Source organism: Chitinophaga eiseniae (assembly GCF_012641265.1).
In the GTDB taxonomy this organism is placed as follows: domain Bacteria; phylum Bacteroidota; class Bacteroidia; order Chitinophagales; family Chitinophagaceae; genus Chitinophaga; species Chitinophaga eiseniae_A.
Genome location: NZ_JABAHZ010000009.1, coordinates 97,584 through 118,400 on the forward strand (window position 1 = coordinate 97,584; position 20,817 = coordinate 118,400).

General features: G+C 44.4%; 17 protein-coding genes. 10 read left to right on the plus strand and 7 right to left on the minus strand.

What is annotated here, in order from left to right:
* Positions 1-11: 11 nt before the first annotated feature.
* From HGH91_RS27245 to HGH91_RS27255, 3 genes are all read right to left on the minus strand, one after another.
* Entirely contained in the window at positions 12-3,398 is a 3,387-nt protein-coding gene (locus HGH91_RS27245; protein ID WP_247651858.1) for a TonB-dependent receptor, read from the minus strand.
* Between the two features lie 236 nt (positions 3,399-3,634).
* Positions 3,635-4,765, minus strand: coding sequence for a FecR family protein (locus tag HGH91_RS27250; protein WP_168742328.1), 1,131 nt, complete (start codon positions 4,763-4,765; stop codon positions 3,635-3,637).
* A gap of 79 nt (positions 4,766-4,844) precedes the next feature.
* Entirely contained in the window at positions 4,845-5,450 is a 606-nt protein-coding gene (locus HGH91_RS27255; protein WP_168742330.1) for an RNA polymerase sigma factor, read from the minus strand.
* A gap of 526 nt (positions 5,451-5,976) precedes the next feature.
* On the opposite strand from HGH91_RS27255, the gene HGH91_RS27260 reads away from it, so the two are divergent.
* The 4 genes from HGH91_RS27260 to HGH91_RS27275 all read left to right on the plus strand — a co-directional run bounded on the left by HGH91_RS27260 (position 5,977) and on the right by HGH91_RS27275 (position 9,805).
* Positions 5,977-6,423, plus strand: coding sequence for a DUF6934 family protein (locus tag HGH91_RS27260; protein WP_168742332.1), 447 nt, complete (start codon positions 5,977-5,979; stop codon positions 6,421-6,423).
* Between the two features lie 10 nt (positions 6,424-6,433).
* Positions 6,434-6,595, plus strand: a complete 162-nt coding sequence (locus HGH91_RS27265; RefSeq protein ID WP_168742334.1) for a hypothetical protein — start codon at positions 6,434-6,436, stop codon at positions 6,593-6,595.
* A gap of 274 nt (positions 6,596-6,869) precedes the next feature.
* The gene (locus tag HGH91_RS27270; RefSeq protein ID WP_168742336.1) at positions 6,870-9,188 is read left to right on the plus strand and encodes a GH92 family glycosyl hydrolase; all 2,319 of its coding nucleotides are present in this window, start codon (positions 6,870-6,872) and stop codon (positions 9,186-9,188) included.
* A gap of 95 nt (positions 9,189-9,283) precedes the next feature.
* The gene (locus HGH91_RS27275; protein ID WP_168742338.1) at positions 9,284-9,805 is read left to right on the plus strand and encodes a hypothetical protein; all 522 of its coding nucleotides are present in this window, start codon (positions 9,284-9,286) and stop codon (positions 9,803-9,805) included.
* 96 nt (positions 9,806-9,901) lie between these two features.
* Here HGH91_RS27275 and HGH91_RS31140 read toward each other — a convergent pair whose 3' ends face one another.
* The 4 genes from HGH91_RS31140 to HGH91_RS27295 all read right to left on the minus strand — a co-directional run bounded on the left by HGH91_RS31140 (position 9,902) and on the right by HGH91_RS27295 (position 12,371).
* Positions 9,902-10,675, minus strand: coding sequence for a bacteriocin immunity protein (locus HGH91_RS31140; RefSeq protein ID WP_211092450.1), 774 nt, complete (start codon positions 10,673-10,675; stop codon positions 9,902-9,904).
* Between the two features lie 45 nt (positions 10,676-10,720).
* On the minus strand, positions 10,721-11,146 hold the full coding sequence (locus tag HGH91_RS27285; protein ID WP_168742340.1) for an RDD family protein: 426 nt from the start codon (positions 11,144-11,146) through the stop codon (positions 10,721-10,723).
* A gap of 122 nt (positions 11,147-11,268) precedes the next feature.
* On the minus strand, positions 11,269-11,940 hold the full coding sequence (locus tag HGH91_RS27290; RefSeq protein WP_168742342.1) for a YceI family protein: 672 nt from the start codon (positions 11,938-11,940) through the stop codon (positions 11,269-11,271).
* A gap of 125 nt (positions 11,941-12,065) precedes the next feature.
* Positions 12,066-12,371 carry a DUF493 domain-containing protein gene (locus HGH91_RS27295; protein WP_168742344.1) on the minus strand — a complete coding sequence of 102 codons (306 nt, stop codon included), beginning with the start codon at positions 12,369-12,371 and terminating at the stop codon, positions 12,066-12,068.
* Between the two features lie 674 nt (positions 12,372-13,045).
* Here HGH91_RS27295 and HGH91_RS27300 point away from each other — a divergent pair.
* The 6 genes from HGH91_RS27300 (at position 13,046) to HGH91_RS27325 (ending at position 20,817) form a co-directional block, all read left to right on the plus strand.
* Complete coding sequence (locus HGH91_RS27300) at positions 13,046-14,149, plus strand: glycosyltransferase family 2 protein (RefSeq protein WP_168742345.1); 1,104 nt, start codon at positions 13,046-13,048, stop codon at positions 14,147-14,149.
* A 2-nt stretch (positions 14,150-14,151) separates the two neighbouring features.
* Positions 14,152-15,024 carry a hypothetical protein gene (locus HGH91_RS27305; protein WP_168742347.1) on the plus strand — a complete coding sequence of 291 codons (873 nt, stop codon included), beginning with the start codon at positions 14,152-14,154 and terminating at the stop codon, positions 15,022-15,024.
* Positions 15,025-15,034: 10 nt separating this feature from the next.
* Positions 15,035-16,693, plus strand: coding sequence for a vitamin K epoxide reductase family protein (locus HGH91_RS27310; protein WP_168742349.1), 1,659 nt, complete (start codon positions 15,035-15,037; stop codon positions 16,691-16,693).
* Between the two features lie 54 nt (positions 16,694-16,747).
* A complete protein-coding gene (locus tag HGH91_RS27315; protein ID WP_168742351.1) occupies positions 16,748-16,924 on the plus strand; it encodes a TIGR04149 family rSAM-modified RiPP in 177 nt (58 codons plus the stop codon).
* A gap of 138 nt (positions 16,925-17,062) precedes the next feature.
* Positions 17,063-18,580, plus strand: coding sequence for a TlpA family protein disulfide reductase (locus tag HGH91_RS27320; RefSeq protein ID WP_168742353.1), 1,518 nt, complete (start codon positions 17,063-17,065; stop codon positions 18,578-18,580).
* Between the two features lie 41 nt (positions 18,581-18,621).
* Positions 18,622-20,817, plus strand: coding sequence for a peptidase domain-containing ABC transporter (locus HGH91_RS27325; protein WP_247651859.1), 2,196 nt, complete (start codon positions 18,622-18,624; stop codon positions 20,815-20,817).

Here is a 20,817-nt window from a genome sequence, read left to right on the forward strand (position 1 = left end):
GTTGCTTATTGCTATTTAAATGAACAGGTCACACCCGCGTTAAACACCCGTTGAATAGGGTATCCCAAACCATTTCCACCCATTTCCACATCCCAGAGGTGAAACTTGCTGAAAGTGAAAAGGTTGGTCCCATTCAGGTAAAACCGGGCGTTGGTAAGACGTAATCTTTTCATCATGGGGGTGGGCAATGTATACCCGATTTCTACAGATTTAATGCGGAGCAGGGCGCCATTTCTCATAAACCAGGTGCTGGTTTGGTTGTTATTGTCGATAAGACTGGTGCTGAGCCTGGGCCACAGTGCATAGATATTCTGGTTGTCTTCACTCCAGTGGTTATCTGCCCATACCTTCAACAGCTGGCGTTGATCGTCAATAAATGGAGAAGTAGCCTTGGAATCGATCCAGAATGATTCCCGGCCTAATCCCTGGAAGAAAATGTTGAAGTCGAAACGATCATAACCGGAGGATATACCAAATCCATACACGATTTCAGGAGTAGTAGGGAAACCGATAGGCGCCATATCCAGCTCACTGATTTGTCCGTCGCCATTCACATCGCGGTACTTAATATCTCCTCCGCCATATATACCGAAGTTTTGCTTAGGTGCGTTCTTCGCGTCCAGGTCATCCACAAACAGTCTTTCTGCGATGTATCCCCATTGCTGTCCGAGGGAGTGCCCTACGTGTGATTTATTCTTTTCAGGATAGGCCGGTTCTTCATACACATCAAAGCGACTGGTGGCATAGGTAAAATTGGCCATGGCCTTGGCCCACCACTTTTTGGTGATCTGGTGGGAGTAGTCCAGCGCGATATCTATACCGTGCGCAGAAGCTTTACCCACGTTGGCGCTTAGTCCGGCCGACAACCCCATAGTAGTGGGAATGGAGGTACGGGGCATCAGGATGTTCGATCTTTTTTCGGTATATACATCTACTTCCAGGTTCAAACGATCGAAGAAAGAGGCTTCGAATCCTACGTTCGTTTTTGCCGCCTGCTCCCAGGTAATGTCATTGTTGGCATACCGGGAAATATCGATACCAGAAAGATTGTAATCTTTCAGTGTACCGAAGGTCATTCCTCTCTTGCTGCTGTTCATGTCTACATTAGACAAATAAAAGAACCTATCGTCGGGACTACCGATTGCATCGTTACCTACCAGGCCATAGGTAGCTCTTAATTTCAACTTGGTGACTACATCCTTCAGGTTATCCCAGTATTTTTCATTGGATACCGTATACGCCACGCCTGCTGATGGGAAAAAGCCGAAGCGATGCGTTTTATAAAACCGCTCCGACCCGTTGTAGCCGAAGTTGAATTCTGCCGCATACCGGTTATCATACAGGTAAGTGGCACGTCCGGACAGGCCCACATTCCTGAAAGGAAGCGAGTTTTGTAAACTACCGGCGTTTCCGGTAAGGCTGTTTTTCGCGATGCCTACCAGGGTACCACTCACGCCATGCACTTTATTAAACGTTCTGCGATAGTCCAGCGCCAGCTCACCGTAGAAATCGGACGACAGCGTTTTATCGCCTTCTGAATAGTTGAGATATTCCGTGCCGGCGGGGGCCTGCGACTGGCCTGCTTCCTGGTTGACCGCTTTCAGGGAGTACCCCTTGGTCATATAGTCGTAATTATAGGCTACATAATAAAAAGGATTATACTGCCTGGAGACAGAGAAGTAGGCGTTGCGCTGGATATTCACCAATCCACGCGCCGATAGTCCTTCTGTGATGAAAGACAACTTCTGGTTGAGCGCCAGTTGCGCATTGATGGCCGACCGGTTAAACTGTTTATATCCTTTTTGCAGATCTGCGTAAGGATTATTATACTTTCCATCGGCGGAATTACCAAACATGATATGTCTTACATACTTTGTTTCCTCGGTAGGTTGGTAGTAGGCCGGAAACAATACAGGATTCGATTGCATGATCTGGTTGTACACATCCGTTCCTCCATTGACAGGACCGGAATAGTCGTCGAAACTCCCGGAGATACGCACAATCATTTCGGTAGAAGGTGTCAGGTTGACATTAACGTTGCTCCTGATAGAATAGGATTTGAGTTTGGAGTTGCTGTTGAAATTACTCTTCTTGTCCACCTTCAGTATTCCGTTATCCAGGTTCATAGCCCCGGCTACATAATAACGGGCTACTTTTCCGCCACCATTTACCGACAGGTTGTAACGTTGGTTGAGTGCGGAGTTACGCAACAGCATTTTCTGCCAGTCAGTTGCCGGGTATATTACCGGATCGACACCATTCTTAGTATTTTCAATTTTATCTTTCGGGTATAGCAGTCCTCCGAGAGGGTTCCGGGTCAGCACGGCTTCATTGGCCAGTTCCATATAGGTAATAGGATCTGCCAGTTGTACATTTTGTGTAGAGCGGGAAACGGAATTTTCCGCTCTGAATGATACCGTTGCTGCGCCTTCCTTACCTTCTTTAGTGGTAATCAATATAATGCCATTAGCGCCTTTAGATCCATACAGTGCGGTGGCGGTGGCGTCTTTCATAATGGAAAAGCTTGCGATATCGTCCACTTGCAGGCGTGCGAGGTCTGTGCTGGTGGCTTCAATATTGTCGATGAGGATCAGGGGTGATTTCCGGTAGCCAAAGGTAGTGACCCCTCTCACGAAGAAATCGGCATTATCAAATCCCGGTTCACCACTACGCTGGTAGGCGATGATGCCGGCCAGCTTTCCTGCTAAGGCGTTGGTGAGGTTGCTGCTGGGAATTTTCAGCTCAGAGGGTTTGATAGAAGTTACCGCGCCTACTACCTCTGTTTTCTTTTGCCTGCCCTGCGCTACCACAACTACTTCATCTACTTTAGACTCCAGGTGCTTCAGTATGATACGCAGCGGGCTGGTAGAATGTACCGTTACGTCCAGGGATTCATACCCGATAAATGATACGGTCAGCGATGCCCCGATAGCAGGTACCTGGATGGCAAAACGGCCGTAAGCATCGGTGGTAACGCCTTTGGCAGTGCCTTTCAGCTTAACCGTTGCCCCGGGCAATGGCAGGCCGTCGTCGCCCATTACCACCCCGGTAACCTCAATCGCCGCTGGTGCAGTGGCCGACAGGGAATCTTTTTCCAGCGTTGCTGCCGCAGTAATAATGATCCTGTTTTTTGAAACCAGGTACGTTAACGGTAGCCCTTTAAAGCAGTTCTTCAAGGCATCTGGTAGCGGGGCATTACGTACGTCGATGTTAATCCCCGCAGCATTGTTTAACAGGTCGTCTTCATAAAAAAAACGGTATCCGGTTTGTCGGTTGATTTCTTTTAGCACCGTTTTCAGCGACACATTTTTCCCTGATAGGGTAACGCTTTGGCCGAAACCAATGGCGCTGGTCTGCATGCAAAAGCAGAGCAGGCTAAATGCGGTAAACTTCATCATCAACAATAGTTTTGTGATTGTTTTACATCGTGGATGGGCACGGAAATGTCCTCTTAAATTCATACATTTGTTTTTGCAGCTACTCATTTTCAGATGAGTGGATGAGGGTAAATAAATAGAGAGTTATGTGCATAGCACTCCTTATCCGGACGATATTCCGGATAGTTTGCCCTTATAGCAACGTCCTGTCTCGCACACAGGGCGTTTTTTTTAAGGGAGGATTTTGGTGATATTTATTACGGTATTATAACTATTTTCCTATTGTTCACTTTATATTTGATTCCGGCTGTTTGCATAAAATCGAGTACTTCAGCGATGCTGTCATTGCGACCAACGATACCTGTAAAACGCTTCTGGCTTACCGGTCCCTCATAGGATACTTCCACATCGTACCAACGGCAGATCTGGCGCATAATTTCAGGCAGGGTCAGGCTATTGAAAACAAAATTTCCTTTCTTCCAGGCCATCACTTCCTCCAGGTCGATATGCTCTTTTACGTTGGCGCCATCCCCCGTTAATATCGCCTGCTGCCCGGGTCGTAGCAGGACGTTGTCCTTTCCGGCAGCAACTTTTACCGCGCCTTCCAATAAGGTTACTTTGAGGGCTTTTTCATCCATATATCCGTTTACGTTAAACTTTGTACCGAGTACCTGTATCTCCGTTTCCGGGGCTTTCACGTGGAATGGTGTGGAAGATTTTTCTATCTCAAAATATACCTCTCCCGTAATCTCTACCTCCCGGTCGTTCTTTGAAAATACGATGGGAAAGCGAATAGAGGAGGCCGCGTTCAGTAAGGCGGTGCTGCCATCCGGGAGCGTTACCTGGAACGTTTCTCCCTTGGGCGTCGATATTTTATTATATAATACTTCACTGCTTTTACCGGATGACGGCTGGTACACCACTTGCCCATTGCCCTGTTTTAGTACCAACGTATTCCCCTGCCTGGCTACCATTCCGTTGCCCGAGCTATCCAGCTCAACGGCCGTGCCGTCTGATAAGGTGAGAATCACTTTCTTTTTGGATGTACCAACGAGCTGCTGTTGTGCTATTTTCGCAGGACGCGTGTCGCCACGGTAGTACCACCAACCTGCCAACGCTATCAGCGGAAGTAATATAGCCGCCGCTCTTAACCAATACTTATAGAAAACAGGTCTGCCTGGTTCTTTCGTTTTCACCGATTCCATTACGCGGGTAAACATGGCCTCCCGGCTGGCCGGGCTCGTCAATCCATCGGCTACACCGGATTCGAGCTGCTCATGGATATCTGTATGCAGCTCATCATCGTATGCAGCCAATTGCTTCGATAGCTCCTCTTCCGACACCCTGCCTTCCAGGTATGCTTTTATTATACTGCGAAATCGTTGCATATTGCTTGCTTCACCAGTGCTGTTGTAACTGGTTCAAGATATAAAGACACCTGATTGTTGAAAATGTACCAGTGGGATACTAGGATAATGAGAAAAAAATTATCACGAAAAGAATGGTTTGTTCATCGGAGTGTTCATGGAGGTATTCACGGATAGATTGCAGGGCGCGCGACAGGTGGTTTCTGACGGTATTCCTGGATAATCCCAGCTGTAATGCTACATCGTTCAGCTTCAGCCCTTGCAGCTGGTTGAGCTGGTATACTGTTTTTTGTTGAGGCGGCAAGCTATTAATAGCCTGGGCAATAAGTCCGCGGGACTCTTTCAATACATATTCACTTTCCGGCGATCTGAGACTGTCACCTTCTTCAGCAAACAGTTGCCGGAGATAGTTTTTTTCCAGTCGTAAACGACGCAGTTCATTGATAATCCGGTTCCGCGCAATGATAAAGATATAGTCAGCTATCTTGCTGATACCCGGCAGAGCTGTTCTTTTAAGCCATAGTTTAACAAAAACATCCTGCACGATCTCCTCCGACAGGTGTGCCGATTTGGTGTAAGTATAGGCAACACCGTAAATTCTATCGGCATAGATCTCAAACAACTGCCGGAAGGCGGCTTCATCTCCATCGGCCACCTGGTGTAAAAGCCCGGAGTTACAAATGGACAGTGTGTTTGACGCAATCATACTAACTCAAAATTTTCCCTCAAAACGTGATTGCGCTAAAAGTAAGGATTATTTATTCTCGTAGGGAGTGGTGGGTTGGTGCGTATAAAGTGCAGGTAGCAATAATAAACTGCAGCACCCGGCCTCCTAGTTTTCTTAAAGTCAATACCAATATACCTCTCATCAAATTTCGCTTTTATGATAGCTTGTTAAAAAAGATGTTATGCGGCTTTTATTGGTCAAAAAAGCATCGGAATTTGATAACATCGTTGTGAAATTTGCAGTTTGGGAAAGTCCATATCTTACTTTCCTCTTGGCGATGCTAGAAATTATTTTGGAATTTAAACGGCATTTCATTTTCATATTGTAATAAAAAGCGTCACGCAAACACACCGCATTCTTCTCTATTTATTATAAATCAGACCTCTTTTCAGCATATAGACAATGTAAATTTAGTGGAATTTCCTCCGCATAATATTAGCCCCTTAAAGAAGAAATTTCCGTTTGGTACTTTTTCCATTTTCAATTGTATTTAAGAGAAAAAGTAATGAAACATGAAGTTTATAAAAACCTTACCATTGCAGATGACTTAAGCATTTTTGAATTTTTCAGTATTGGCCCCAAAGGAGTTATCTTAAAGAGAATATTGTTTATGACAACAGAATATCCAGACACCGTCAATTTAGCCTTTGGCGATATTGATAAAAATGGAGAAATAAACGATTTTGTGATTAGCAATAATGGAGATAGAGATAAAATTCTTGCAACAGTATGCCATGTAATTGGACTCTATTTAAAAAAATATCCCAACAGGCAAGTATACTTTAAAGGTAGCACAGCAGAACGGACAAGGTTATATAGAATAATTATAAATAACAATATAAAATGGTTTAATTTACAATACAATATACTTATCGAACAAGAGTTTGATTTTGTTCCTTTTCAACCCAATATTTCTACTATAGGTTTTTTGATCAAAAAGAAAATTATTTAACTTTGTACTCATGAAAAAGAAGATAATCAAAGTGAGCAGCCAATTATCTAAACAGGAATTCACTTTAACGGTAGATGAAAAACTCAACCAGTTGAAGGGAAAAATTCTTGCTCCTAAAAAATTAGCAGAAGCTAACAAAGCTTTACAGAAGTTAGGCAATAAGCATTCTTAATAATACGACTTGTAAAATTCTTTCAACGACCGTTCAAGAAACGGTCGTTTTTGTTTTAAAAGCAATCCGGGAAATTGAAGTAGTAACATTATCGGCTTTCATGGGTTTATGCCGACCCCTACTTTGAAGCAAAGAACGCTAACGTATTATATTGCAGTTAATAAATATTTTCTATACTTTCAGCCGGCCAATGACTAAGCTCCGTTTACCTCATGTAAACTAGGAGATCGATTCGTTAATTGGCCGCCCTTAGATTTTCAAACAAGTTCCAAATATGATTTCCAAATTTAAGTTTCATTTCGCAGCCCTTTGTTGTTCAATCCCTTTGTTCGGCGCAGCGCAGGAAAAGGACCCGGCCGAATACGTAAACCCTTTTATTGGAGCCACAACAAGCACAAAAATAGCTGCCTCTGCTCATGGCGGGGGAAAAACTTTCCCTGGGGCTGCTACTCCGTTTGGATTAACGCAACTAAGTCCTAATACAATAACCGGGGGAGATAATGGTTCTGGCTACAGCTATGAACATACATCAATTGAAGGATTTGCCTTTACACAAATGAGTGGAATTGGGTGGTATGGTGATTTGGGAAATTTCCTGGTAATGCCAACGACGGGGCCATTAAGAACAAATTCCGGCAAAGAGGGAAACGATATAAAAGGATATCGTTCTTACTATGATAAATCAACAGAGCAGGCTAAGGCAGGGTATTATTCAGTGAAGCTGACAGACTATAATGTCAAAGCAGAAATGACAGCATCTCCCCATGGTGGTATCATGCGGTTTACTTTTCCCGCCAATGAGCAATCGCGTATACAAATTGACTTGGCCAGAAGAGTAGGTGGCACCTCTACCGAACAATATGTTAAAGTAGTGAATGATCACGCCATTACCGGTTGGATGAAATGTGACCCTTCTGGTGGTGGATGGGGTAATGGAGATGGAAAGCCCGATTACACGGTTTACTTTTACGCAGAGTTTAGCAAACCACTGAAAAATTATGGTGTTTGGGAAGTAGCCATCCCATCAAATGCAAACCGTAAAAGGGAAGCGATAGAAAGTAAAGATTTCCAGTCGTTAACAGCCCATGCAAATATTTTAACGGGATGTAATGAAAAGCAAGGCAAGCACCTTGGATTTTATACAACATTTAATACAACGGCGGGAGAAGCTGTATTGATGAAAGCAGGCATCTCATTCGTGAGCATGGAAGGTGCCCGGAAGAATTTACAGCAGGAGATTACCGATTGGGATTTTAATGCTGTCTATGATAGAAGCCGGGAAATGTGGAATGATGCTTTAGGTAAGATAAAAATAAGTGGCGGAACAACAGAGCAAAAAGTAATTTTCTATACTGCATTATATCACAGCATGATTGATCCCCGCTCTTTTACCGATATAGATGGGAACTACCCCGGCGGAGATGGGACTATTCATCACAGCAACAAATTTACGAAACGTACCATATTCAGCGGATGGGATGTATTTCGCAGTCAAATGCCATTGCAAACGATCATTAATCCCCGGGTGGTTAACGACTTGATCAATTCCCTGGTTGAACTGGCGGAAGAGAACAAAACCAAATACCTGGAACGATGGGAATTCCTGAACGCTTACAGTGGGTGTATGATAGGAAACCCTGCAGTGGTAGTATTAGCAGACGCCTATATGAAAGGTATCCGTGATTATGATGTAGCAAAAGCTTATAAGTTTGCAGGAAATACCATGGAGCGACTGGGTAACGGCAAATTAGGTTACACGCCTGACAACATTTCAACTACACTGGAGAATGCCTATGATGACTGGTGTATGGCGCAATTAGCCAGGGGACTTGGCAAAATGGATGACTATAGTAGATTTACTAACCAATCAAAAAATTACAAAAACGTATTCGATACCACCGTCGGCTGGTTTAGGCCAAAGGATGCAAAAGGTAATTGGTTAGCCTGGCCTGCGTCAGGCAGACTGGAACAATCATATGGCTGTGTGGAAAGCAACCCCTATCAGCAGGGATGGTTTGTGCCGCATGACATTGAAGGGCTGACCGGGTTGTTAGGAGGTAATGATAAAGCCCTGGCCGACCTGGAGAGCTTTTTTGAAAAGACTCCTGATAACATGTTATGGAATAATTACTACAACCATGCGAATGAACCTGTACATCATGTACCATTTATGTTCAATGCAATGGGACGACCCTGGCTAACCCAAAAATGGGTCAGGACTATCTGTGAAAAAGCATATCATAATTCAGCCGAGAAGGGTTTGGTGGGTAATGAAGACGTTGGCCAAATGTCGGCCTGGTATGTTTTAGCAGCAATAGGACTACATCCTCTATGCCCCGGCGATAACCGTTATCAGATCTGTACCCCTCTATTTGATACCATTACCATTCAATTGGATAGCAAGTATGCCAGTGGTAAAAAATTCATTATAAAAACAATCAACAACGCTCCTGAAAATAAATATATTAAATCGGCCAAACTAAATGGGAAGACTTATGAAAAGTGTTGGCTGGATCATAACGTATTGGGTAATGGCGGGATATTGGAGTTAACATTGAGCCCGGAGCCCAATCATAATTGGGGGCTAAAATGATCAATGGTTGATCGTGATACACAGCGAAGATCAGTAGATGTAGTTATCCAGTAACATTATCCGCTTTCATCCGTTTAACTGGCTAAACCTTCTGTATGAAAGCAAACATCTACCTATTTCTGCTGTTGCTGACCGGCGTTCTGCTTACTTCCTGCAAGAAAAGCGACATAGCGTATGAAAACGATTTTAATACAAGTGTACGATCCTGGATGAACTTCAAAGCAGCATCGGGCAACTCCTACCGTTATGTCGTTAGCTTCTCCTCCTGGGCCGGGTTTAGTACGGAAACCGTTATTACTGTTAAAGAAGGGAAAGTAGTGCAGCGCAGCTTTACTGCTAAACGGCGGATTGACAGCATCCCGGGCCAGCTGGAGGTATACGAGCAGTGGACGGAAGAGGAAAGTAAAGTAGGTTCACATGGGAATGCCTATCCTCCTCAAACCTTAGATGAAATATACAAAGCGGCAAAGGACCGGTGGTTGCTAAAGCGCAGTAATGCTAAAACCTACTTTGAAGCAAAGAATAATGGAATGATATCCAGTTGTGGGTTTGTAGAGAATGGCTGTATGGATGACTGTTTCCAGGGTATCGATATCAGTCTCATCGAAAAAATATAAAGCCCGGGCATTGTTTGGCCACCAAGAACGAAGGGGCTAATTGATAAAAGTGGCGATGGATGTACTCTCCAGTATATCCATCGCTATTAAATAATGTTACCCGTTAATGGGTTTATAGCTTAAACATTTGTCCACCACTTCTTCAGCAGTAGGGTCATAGATAGAAATATCATCTACCTTGGCATTATAATTTTCGGGATAAAAGAACAAACTGCTCCCATCAGGATGAGGTACATTCCTGTCGAATATTTCCATCAGCTGCTGTATTTTTTCTTCGCTTCCGTCGGCAGTAATTATTTTATTACCCAGGTCAATTAATTCTTCTCTTGTCATGGGGTCATGCAGGGTTAATTCAGTTAATGCCTCGCAGAAATCAATGTTTTTAATCTGCCTGATAAGTCCATGAAATCTATGATCCCGTTCCTTCCTTTTGCTTAGTCCCTGTGCAAGATATAAAAGTGTTTCATATCTCATCTTATCCAGGTTAACCTCTATCTCGGCGACTATATCTACCTGGACTTTACCATCAATATACAGCCTGTAAATTATTTCCAATGCGGTTGCCTGAGTCCAATCATATTCTCCAAAGGCTATTGATTTAAGCCAATGGAGCGCTTTCACATCTAATTGATAAACCAGCTCAAAGATAGCATATTGACAAATCGATAACCACGCGCCCAGACCAAGTTGTTGCACATTAATATCCAGGGGAACCTGGGGAGGTTGATGCAGCTTTTGTTGCAGGTATGCCAAATCTTCTGTACCGATGTTCTCAGCTTCCTGCCTGGCCCTTTCCTCAAACAATTCCTCATTAGTCAATAACGTTCTCCCCAGATCAATAATCAGACGATCAATATCTTTTTCTTTCATTATTAATTTATGAAAATATATACTAACGTAGTGATAGCAGTCCTGCTACTTCTCCCGGTATATCATCACACTACCTGATAACAGGTCATGAATTGCTCTTCTTTCCTTGTTGGTATGTATCGTTAAAAAAGATACCCAACCAAGAAAACATTTTACCAGGTAGCGAAACAACGCCCTATAAAATGGTAGACGTCTGCTGGTATTATTATGCTGTCGTACGCGAATACCCTTGATATAGTTGCCGACAGTGGCTCCTAACGTAGTAAACAATGGCTCGTACACAATCCAGACGAAAACAAATAAGCCGATCCGTACCCCATCCGGTACTTCTCCTACCTGTTCCAGTAAGGTGCCGAAAATGAACATCAGCAAAACGATAAAAAGCAGGTCAATAAAAGTCGATTGCACCCTGGCACTTAATAGTGGATAGTCTTTTTCGACGTCGGGTTCTAATAAAAGGATGTCTTCCATAGTGAAAATATAGGGGATTAGGTATGTAAAATAGGAAAAATGCGGATAATTACCTGCTTCAGCAAAACAGCCTCACAGGAATCCTGCGAGGCTGTTTTAGTAATAACTTATACTAAAGTATTTTACTTTTTCGCTGCTTTCAGGTTGAACCCAATTTCAACGTCTTTGCTGATCATCCAGTTTTCAGGGCTACCTTCTGTTTTGTAGCTGATACCCCAGGCAGATCTGTCGATCACGAATTTTGCGGTGGCAGTTACGTCGTTAGCTGCTACGGTGATTTGTGCAGGGAACGTGATGTTCAGCGTGCTGTCTTTCAGGGTCAGGTTACCGCTGATCAGGTTAGTAGCGCCAGGCAGCAGGCTTTTCTGTTTAGCGCTGTCGTACGGAGCTATGCCGGTGATCACAAATTTTGCAGATGGATACTTCGCTACGTCGAAGAAGTCGCCGCTTTTCAGGTGGCCTTCCAGGTCAGCAGCTTTCTTGTCTGGTTCGGTGATGGATGCCGGATCTACCGCCAGGGCAGCCAGGTTTACATTAAAGCTACCGCCGGTAACAGCGCCATTTTCCACATTGAGACTACCATCCGTTACTTTGATCGTACCAAAGCGAGGTGCAAATCCACCTTTGTGGGTAGCACGCCATTGAACGGTTGTAGTAGTTGTGTCAATTGCATATGCTGTGCCGGAGGCTACAGCTGCTTCTTTCTTTTCTTCGGTCTTCGCCTGGTCGGTAGAAGCACCGCCACATGCTGCCAATGTGGCCAGCAGGATAAATGCAGGTACTGTTTGCTTCATAAATTCAAATTAAAACTATGTATAAGCCATCGAAATTAGGGGTTTAATTTAAACAATAGCACAATACATTGAAAAATATCAATATTATAACAATTCTTTTACATTACGATCCCAGGCGGTCCTCTTTAAAGCATAATCACCGAGTCGATCCTGGATACCTCTTTATAGTAGGAAATCACTTCCTCCTCATCCTGCACCTGTACCTGTACCGTAAACGATTTGTATTTTCCGCCGGAAGAACTGGCCTCTGTGAGCCGGGCTCCCGAGCCCTCGAACATAGATTTCAATGCGGTGATCTTATCGGCTTCTGCTTTTATAATGAACTTAAAAGTATACTCAGTAGGGAATACGATGGACTGCTGCAGTAATGAACGAAAATTTTCATACGGATCTCCGTTTAAGCTGGCATTTTTATTTTCATCTATAGACATAATTGATTACCTGTTTAGCTGCGTTAACTGGCAAAATTAGCTTAAAAAAGCTATTGATCTATTTATTATTCTCAACACCAGGGAAAGCAACCATAAAATATGTTTCATAAAACGAGTTTTGCAAAAACGCGCTGCCAGCTATTTATACAGGAATGATCAGCCGCTATACCTTGTTACAACTATCAATAAATATTTTTGGCGGTGAAAACCCGCATCAATAATAAGTGTCACAATGATATTTTTTATCACTCAAACAAAAGTTGGTATTATATTTTGGAATTATCATTTTAATTTTCTAGTTTAACATTCTATTCACTGCAGAAAGAATAACCAATTGTACTGAACCCTTTTGTTGTCCTGTTAAAATCTGTTGTTATGAAAAACTCGTATTACCTGTATAAAAATCCCGTCATTTTTTTGTTGTAATAATCATTGTCAGCAAATCTGGTTTTGTTAATGAATTTTATTTCCTGTTGCAGCTATGGAAACATACTCCCTTCCCGGAGAGGGCCTGATATGCTGCTTTGCTGGCCAAAGGTATTTGCCTGCCAATAGAAATAACTGTCATTTACAATCATGTGCCTGTAATTAGTTAACCATGCCGGAAGCGTGCCGCCGGCACAAGCTGCCTATGTGTAATTTGCCAGCTTTCATTATTCTATTAATGTATACTTATGAAAGAAAGACGAAAAATTTCGTTCTGTACGGTTTGTATGAACCGGCTTCATCACTTGTGTTTAACGTTGCCGCAGAACATCTTGCATAATGAAGATTACCCGGATTGCGAATTCATACTGCTGGATTACAATTCAGGCGATGACCTGGAAGCCTGGGTATTGGAAAATATGTCCTCATACATTGCATCCGGTAAACTCATTTATTATAAAACTACCGAACCGCTTTACTTTCATATGAGCCATTCTAAAAATATGGCAGCAAAGCTGGGCACCGGCGATATTGTTTGTAACGTAGACGCTGATAACTACACGGGCAAAGGATTTGCCAGCTATATCAACGACGTGTTCTCCAATGGAGAAAACGTGCTGCTGGCTGCAGAGCAATCGGCCAATGAAATGCTGATATGGGATGTTTTTGGGAGAATATGCGTGAGAAAAGATGATTTCGTGCAAATAGGCGGATATGATGAAAACATGATCCACTATGGGTTTGAAGATTCGGACTTCGTGAACCGATTGCATATGAATGGCCTGCAACGAAAAGGCATTCCCGGCGATTTCCTTACCGCCATTACTCATCCCGACAAAGACCGCTTTGCACAGGATTGGCTTTTTACCAGTCTAAGCAATATCCTGTTGCATTATATTTCCCCCGCGTCTTCTGAAGTACTGCTATTACTGAATGATGGCAGCTACAAAAGAGGTACTATCGTCGACAACACCACCGGGTGTGCACATGATTATCAGCAGTCGCTATATCCTACCCACAACTATGAGTTTTCATTATTGAAAAACGAATGGGAAACCGGCGAATGGATGAATACCGGCGACGGTATACAGCTATTCAGCAGCCACACAAACACTTCGCTGCAGTACAACGAACAGCAAAACACCTACCTGGAAATGCCCGCAAACGCTGTGTTCTATCCACTCGCCAGCGATCAGCTAAAACATGAAATGATCTTCTTCTACAGCCAGATTACCAACAGGATAAAAATGGAAGGTAATATGAGCCAGCGGAAAATAAAGGCTAATGAAGGAAAATTTGGAGGAGGAACAGTCTATAAGAATTTCAACTACGAACTACCTATTACATTATAACCATGGGCATACAAAAGCAATCGGTGAATGTATCCATCTTCTACGGCATGCCTGGCTGGCATTTGCTGTTGCAGCAAATACAATCCATCGTACACCACTTAAAAGATCAACGCCTGCTCGAATCTTATGCTGTTAGTCTCAACTTCACGCGGGGAGAAAATATCCGGTTCAGCGGGCGAGTGTTGCCGGGAAACGATGTTTTACTGGCAACCGAAACAGGACGTTTGGCGCTTGCATTCATGCGTCAGTTCCCCTCTGTGAGCCACTTAGCGCCTTTCCCCGTGGAAGGGTTTCTGATGAATTTCCCGAATAATTCTGTTCAATACAACCTGTTTAAACCCGTCACAGAATTTACCGAACGGCCACTGGCCCCCTACCAGGCCGATTTCCAGGAAGCGTTGAGTAAACACCTGGTCAGTATTTTGTCGGAAGAAGAGGTAACGAATGATACCATCTTTTCCTTCGGTCTATATACCTTCCTGGGGATATTTTCTGGTTGCAGCAGCAACATTGGCGAGGCTATTTCGTTGGTGGACCTGTTCAACAATGCCAGCAGGTGGGTCAGCGCCGGTAAGCCAATGGCGGATGAAATATTCCGGTCAAATCGTGAACCACTGCTGGAAGAATATACCCTGCATTTGCTGGAAACCGCTACCACACCGCCTCACTGGGTAAGCCAGTGGCGCGACTATATGCGGGCACAAACAGCGATGATAAAAGGTGATCCGGAATTGGATGTAGCTACCTATGTCCGGACTATGCTCGATGCCGCACAGCATCAACTGGCATTAACCAATGATACCGTTTCCATCATCTGCGATATCAGCAGGAATATATTAACCGAGTTGAAAAACAGCGTGCCACTCACTGTATAAAGGGTTGTTTATGAAAAATACCTACCTGTCAGTTGCGGATGAACTGTTATTGCTGCTCCGCACGGTGAAAATCAGCGTTCCTGCAAAATTTATCCGGCATAAGATACTATCACATCCCCAGGCTGGTTCTGCGCTCAGCATTACCGACACGCTGGACGAAATGGGCATTGCCAATGCCGTATTGGAAGTAGATAAACAATTTATTACAGATTTACCCCTTCCCTTCCTGGCTTATATCCATTCTGAAAAAGATGGCGGTATGTTCAGGATGGTAAAAGATATTCCACAAACCCTCCGGAAAACGCCGGCATTTCTCCAGGAATGGACTGGGCAGGCAGTGCTCGTAGAAGAAAATGCAGTGGTTCCTCCTGCCATGCTTGAAGGCTTCCATCGCCCCGCGGGACCACGCTATGCCTTATGGTTGGGCATCATTGCGTTATTGGCATTGTTGTCAAAACTGGTATATGAACAACATTATTTCTGGCTAACCCTGCTCCTTCTTTCCTTCTCCGGGCTCGCCATAGGTATTACCATCATAGCGGAGAAAATGGGGCTTAGTTTTCCCATTGCTAAAGGGTTGTGCGATGCATCCAACAACGAGGGGTGTGACCACAATCTCCGCTCAGATGTATCGCAACTTACCTCCTGGCTGAGTATCCCGGATGTGGTACTTATATATTTTGCTACCTGGTGCGTGATATTGACAGCAGGCAGCGTTATGTCTGCCTTTACCGGGCTGCTACCGGCGCTATTACTGATAGCTGCAGTCGCTATCCCTGTTACTATAGCCACCGTTGCCTACCAGGGATTTTTTACGAAACAATGGTGCCGGTTATGTCTTATTGTTACCGCCATCTTATGGATGCAGCTGGGGGTACTCGTCTATGGAAGCACCGCCTCTCATCAGCCATGGTTATCGTTTAGTACAGGGATGGCCTCACTGGGATTCCTGTTTACTTTCCTGGCGGTTGCTGCTGCCTGGCTGGTAATAAAACCTGTATTGGAAGCCAGGCACGAATATGAAAGTGATTACCTGAAATTGTTGCGCTTCAGGAAAGACCCCGCCACTTTCCTGGCTTTATTAACAGCCAGTGCCAAAAGGGAAATAACGCCGATGCCCTATGAATTACAGCTGGGCAATGCCGATGCGCCCATTCAGCTGATGATGATTTGCGCGCCCTTCTGTGCCCCCTGCGCCCGGGCTCATCACATCTTACATGCCTTGCTGGAAAATAATGATGCATATGGCCTTACCATCCGTTTTACCTACAATAGTCATGCTGCCGATGAAAAAGCAAATCAGGCTATCGAATACCTTCTTCAGCAGGCGGCGTACCTCCGGCAATCGGCCGGCAGTAAGGAGGCCGCCAGCGCCGGATTGCGACAACTGCTGCATGAATGGTATAACCATATGGATGCCGACAAATTCAAACAAGCGTATCCTCCGGTTGCGCTGCAAAATACCGAAGCCCTGCTGGGCGCTCACGAGAGCTGGTGGAAGCGATATAGTATCCGGTATACTCCCACTATACACATCAATGGATGGGAACTGCCGGATAAATTCAATATCGCTGATCTGCCTTACTACTTGAGAAACAGCGACATTATCGAAAAAATAGCGATTGACCCTCACCGTCATACATCATTGTTTGCAAACAAGCAGGTTTAAACTCCGTCCTGGAAAAACGGCGATTTATCAATTCATTTTTAAAAAACAAATGTTATGAAAAAATTAAATTTGAGTCAACTGAAAAACGATGCTGTTAAAATCCTGTCCAAAGAACAACAGAAATCATTAACCGGTGGCTATACTGTAAAGTGTACCTGCAACGGCGTTTCTAAAGACGTAACCTGCAGCACTACCCAGGAATGTATTTCAGCTTGCTGGAATGCCTGCTGATAAACCGCTGAACCGCATGGGAGTTTAGTATCCTTCTGACGGCAGTTTATGGCAAAGATAGCAGTGAAGGAGCCTTTTCCTGTCGCTGCTATCTTGCCTTTTCTTATTTCGTTCCACGCTTTTCTCAAAATCATTTGTATGATGTACCGGTATGTTTGTATTATTTTATTGCTGTTGCTGACCAACCCTGGTATCGCCGCCACCACAGTAGTGACGGGAGATATCAACGGTTGTAACGAAGTTGATGTCGCTATTTATCCCCCTATAGGGTCCTTCATCAATAAATTTCTCTTACTACAAACCAATACGATACAAACTAAAAACGGAAAATTCAGTTTTTCTTATGACCAGCAGCTGCCAGGCTTTGTGGTAATAGAATCCAAATGTTTTAAACGCCTGCTGTTGTTTATGACACCCGGGGATAGCGTACATATACAGACCAGTGTAACAGGTGACGCACCTATTCGCTTTACCGGCAGCAACGCTACGGGTCACTATCTCTATAACAACCAACAATTATTGTATAACCGGAAAATGGAAAATGCAGAAGAGCTGCAAAGCGCCATTATCCGCTCTGCCAGCCCCGCTATAGCTATGGAGGCGGTGAAAACAATTATAGGCAAGTACCAGCATCCGCTGGATTCCGTGCTACAACAGAAAGAAATAACAGACACCTTCTATCATTACGTGAGGAACGATATTATATCCGATATCATATTCAACCTTTCCAATATCATTCTCACCAATACTGATCCCGGCAATTCGCATAAACAAGACTTACGGCATAGTGACAAAGCGCTGAAAGACATACTAGTGGCCGCCTATGCCCAATACGATCCTTTCAGCACCGCATATGTCCATACTATTTCCGCTTTTAACAATGCTGCCAATAAAAGCAGGTTGATTGAAAGCGGGACCATCAAGGGATCGTTAGTTCAACTCGGATTATGGGACAAGCAGGGAGGCAACTACCAGGCCTATAACTATGCTTCTCCACTTTACCAGGAATTGCTGAAAGGAGACGGACTACTGCTGGACCTTAAGTTCAGGTTTAAAAAATCCAGCGAAATGGCAGATGATCTGAATCAATTAAAAAATACTTTTCCGCAAAGTCCTTATGTATCCCTGGTACAGGAGGAACTGGCTTCCTTTGCCGACCAACCGGTAGCGTCGGCCGACGGCAATACCGACCTCGTATTTTTTGATGAAACGCAGGGAAAGGTTACACCGGTAACTTCCGGCAAACAGTTTCAAAACCTCGAAGCACTGATCGCGCAACAGTTCCCAGGTCAGGCTGTTTTCATCGACCTCTGGGCTACGTGGTGTTCCCCCTGCAAGGCGGAATTCCGGTATGAGCCCGCACTTCATCAGTTTTTGAAGAAAAGAAATATTACCATGTTATATGTTTCCATGGATTTTGAAAACTATAGAGAAGAATGGAAAAGGTTTATCAGGGAATATAAATTAAATGGCTTTCATTATTTCCCGGATAAATCTTTCCGGGAAACATTGGAAAAAACGCTGCAAAGCAGCGTTATTGGTATTCCCAGGTATCTACTATTTAATAAACATGGCGTATTAGTGGCTCCTAATGCACTACGGCCCAGCACCGGGGAGCAACTATATACACAATTGGAGGAAAAGCTACAGCTGTAAATACAGTTGATGCAGATACGCTATCTTAAAACAACTTGACCTTGTTCCGAAAAAAATTCCCTTTTTACGCGCAAATGGACGCCATGGACTGTGGCCCTGCCTGCCTGCGGATGATAGTAATGTTTTACGGCGTTCACCTCAGCCTGGACCATCTGCGCCAAAAAGCGGCTATTGGAAAGGACGGTGTTTCTGTACTTGGAATTAATGAGGCCGCACAGGAAATAGGTTTTCGTACCCGGGCGGTAGCGTTGACTTACGACCAGCTGGTAAAGGAAGCGCCGCTCCCTTGTATTGTTCACTGGAATCAGAATCACTTTGTGGTGGTAACGCCAACTGCCAACAGTAAAAAAGTGGTGGTGGCCGACCCGGGAAAAGGTATGATCACCTACCCCAGGGAGGAATTCCTGCAACATTGGAGTAGCGGTAACATTGGGATGGAAACCGGCATCGCATTGCTACTGGAGCCCACACCTGACCTGTACCGGCAACCCGAAGATGCGGTTCAGCGTATTGGCTGGAGTTTTTTACTGGAATACTTGTGGCAATACAAAGGATACCTGTTACAGGTAGGTATGAGTTTATTACTGGCGGCCGGCCTGCAACTGGTATTCCCCTTTCTCACACAAAGCATTGTAGACAATGGGATTGCGGTCAGAAACCTCAACTTTATCTACCTGGTCCTGGGAGCGCAGTTTGCCCTCTTTCTGGGAAAAGCAGTAATAGAGCTGTTACGCAGCCGCCTGCTCCTTTACATAAGTACCCATGTTAACGTGGCCCTGTTGTCGGATTTCTGGATCAAGATGATGAAACTGCCACTTAGTTTCTATGATACCAAGCTAACCGGCGATATACTACAACGGGTAAATGATCACCGGCGTATAGAAACCTTCCTGACCGGGTCTACCCTGAATGTTTTCTTCTCCTTCATCAGTCTCCTGATCTTTTCAATAGTACTGCTGATCTACAACTGGCAGGTATTTGCCATCTTTGCCACCGGCAGCCTGTTATATTTTGGCTGGATAAAGCTTTTCTTCCGGCAAAGAAGGAACCTGGATCATAAGCGTTTCGAGGCCGCTGCCAGGGAAAATTCCACTACCATGCAGCTCATCCTGGGAATGCAGGAGATAAAAATCAACAATGCAGAAAACATACGTAGATGGGAATGGGAAAATGCGCAGGCGAAACTATTCAAACTGAATTTTAAAAATCTCTCCCTCAATCAATACCAGCAGGCGGGCGCACTTTTTATCAATGAGGGAAAAAATATTCTCATCACCTTTTTTGTGGCGAAAGCCGTACTCGACGGGCAGCTCACGCTGGGGGCTATGCTGGCCGTACAATACATCATCGGGCAAATGAATAGCCCCGTGGAACAGCTTATCAGCTTCTCGCAGCAGGCACAGGAAGCGAAAATGTCACTGGAACGGCTGAACGAAATCCATGGGATACCTGATGAAAGCCCGGCAGACAAACCATATATTAAAGAACTGCCCGAACAACGATCCATTCACTTCAACAACCTGACTTTTACCTATGCCGGTGCCATGAACGAACCGATACTGAAAGACATTCAGCTGAGCATTCCACAAGGCAAGGTAACGGCTATAGTAGGCATGAGTGGAAGCGGTAAAACCACCCTGTTAAAATTATTGCTTAGATTCTATGAAAAATATACCGGCGATATCCGCGTAGGTGACACCAACCTGCAACATATCAGCGCTCCCATCTGGCGTAGTTCCTGCGGCGCCGTTATGCAGGACGGCTTTATATTCAATGATACCGTAGCCCGGAATATTGCAGTCAGCGAAGAGATGCCCGACTACAAAAAGCTGGTACACGCCTGCAAAGTGGCCAACATACTATCCTTTGTTGAATCGCTACCGCTATCCTTCAATACCATTATAGGACATGAAGGCACCGGTATCAGCCAGGGCCAGCGGCAGCGGCTACTCATTGCCCGCGCCGTATACAAAGATCCGGAATATATATTCTTCGACGAAGCAACGAATGCACTGGACGCCAATAATGAGCGGATGATTATGAACAATTTGCAGGACTTTTTTAAGGAAAGAACCGTCGTGGTAGTAGCACATCGGCTGAGTACCGTACGCAATGCCGATCACATCATCGTACTAAACAAAGGAATGATCGTAGAAAGGGGCTTGCATGAAGAGCTGGTATTACAACAAGGCCAGTATTATCAGCTGGTAAAAAATCAACTGGAACTCGGAAACTGA

Excerpts from the sequence above, each read along its gene's own strand:
- HGH91_RS27245 (WP_247651858.1), bottom strand. The coding sequence starts at position 3,398 with ATGATGAAGTTTACCGCATTTAGCCTGCTCTGCTTTTGCATGCAGACC.
- HGH91_RS27250 (WP_168742328.1), bottom strand. The coding sequence starts at position 4,765 with ATGCAACGATTTCGCAGTATAATAAAAGCATACCTGGAAGGCAGGGTG.
- HGH91_RS27255 (WP_168742330.1), bottom strand. The coding sequence starts at position 5,450 with ATGATTGCGTCAAACACACTGTCCATTTGTAACTCCGGGCTTTTACAC.
- HGH91_RS27260 (WP_168742332.1), top strand. The coding sequence starts at position 5,977 with ATGAAACATGAAGTTTATAAAAACCTTACCATTGCAGATGACTTAAGC.
- HGH91_RS27265 (WP_168742334.1), top strand. The coding sequence starts at position 6,434 with ATGAAAAAGAAGATAATCAAAGTGAGCAGCCAATTATCTAAACAGGAA.
- HGH91_RS27270 (WP_168742336.1), top strand. The coding sequence starts at position 6,870 with ATGATTTCCAAATTTAAGTTTCATTTCGCAGCCCTTTGTTGTTCAATC.
- HGH91_RS27275 (WP_168742338.1), top strand. The coding sequence starts at position 9,284 with ATGAAAGCAAACATCTACCTATTTCTGCTGTTGCTGACCGGCGTTCTG.
- HGH91_RS31140 (WP_211092450.1), bottom strand. The coding sequence starts at position 10,675 with ATGAAAGAAAAAGATATTGATCGTCTGATTATTGATCTGGGGAGAACG.
- HGH91_RS27285 (WP_168742340.1), bottom strand. The coding sequence starts at position 11,146 with ATGGAAGACATCCTTTTATTAGAACCCGACGTCGAAAAAGACTATCCA.
- HGH91_RS27290 (WP_168742342.1), bottom strand. The coding sequence starts at position 11,940 with ATGAAGCAAACAGTACCTGCATTTATCCTGCTGGCCACATTGGCAGCA.
- HGH91_RS27295 (WP_168742344.1), bottom strand. The coding sequence starts at position 12,371 with ATGTCTATAGATGAAAATAAAAATGCCAGCTTAAACGGAGATCCGTAT.
- HGH91_RS27300 (WP_168742345.1), top strand. The coding sequence starts at position 13,046 with ATGAAAGAAAGACGAAAAATTTCGTTCTGTACGGTTTGTATGAACCGG.
- HGH91_RS27305 (WP_168742347.1), top strand. The coding sequence starts at position 14,152 with ATGGGCATACAAAAGCAATCGGTGAATGTATCCATCTTCTACGGCATG.
- HGH91_RS27310 (WP_168742349.1), top strand. The coding sequence starts at position 15,035 with ATGAAAAATACCTACCTGTCAGTTGCGGATGAACTGTTATTGCTGCTC.
- HGH91_RS27315 (WP_168742351.1), top strand. The coding sequence starts at position 16,748 with ATGAAAAAATTAAATTTGAGTCAACTGAAAAACGATGCTGTTAAAATC.
- HGH91_RS27320 (WP_168742353.1), top strand. The coding sequence starts at position 17,063 with ATGATGTACCGGTATGTTTGTATTATTTTATTGCTGTTGCTGACCAAC.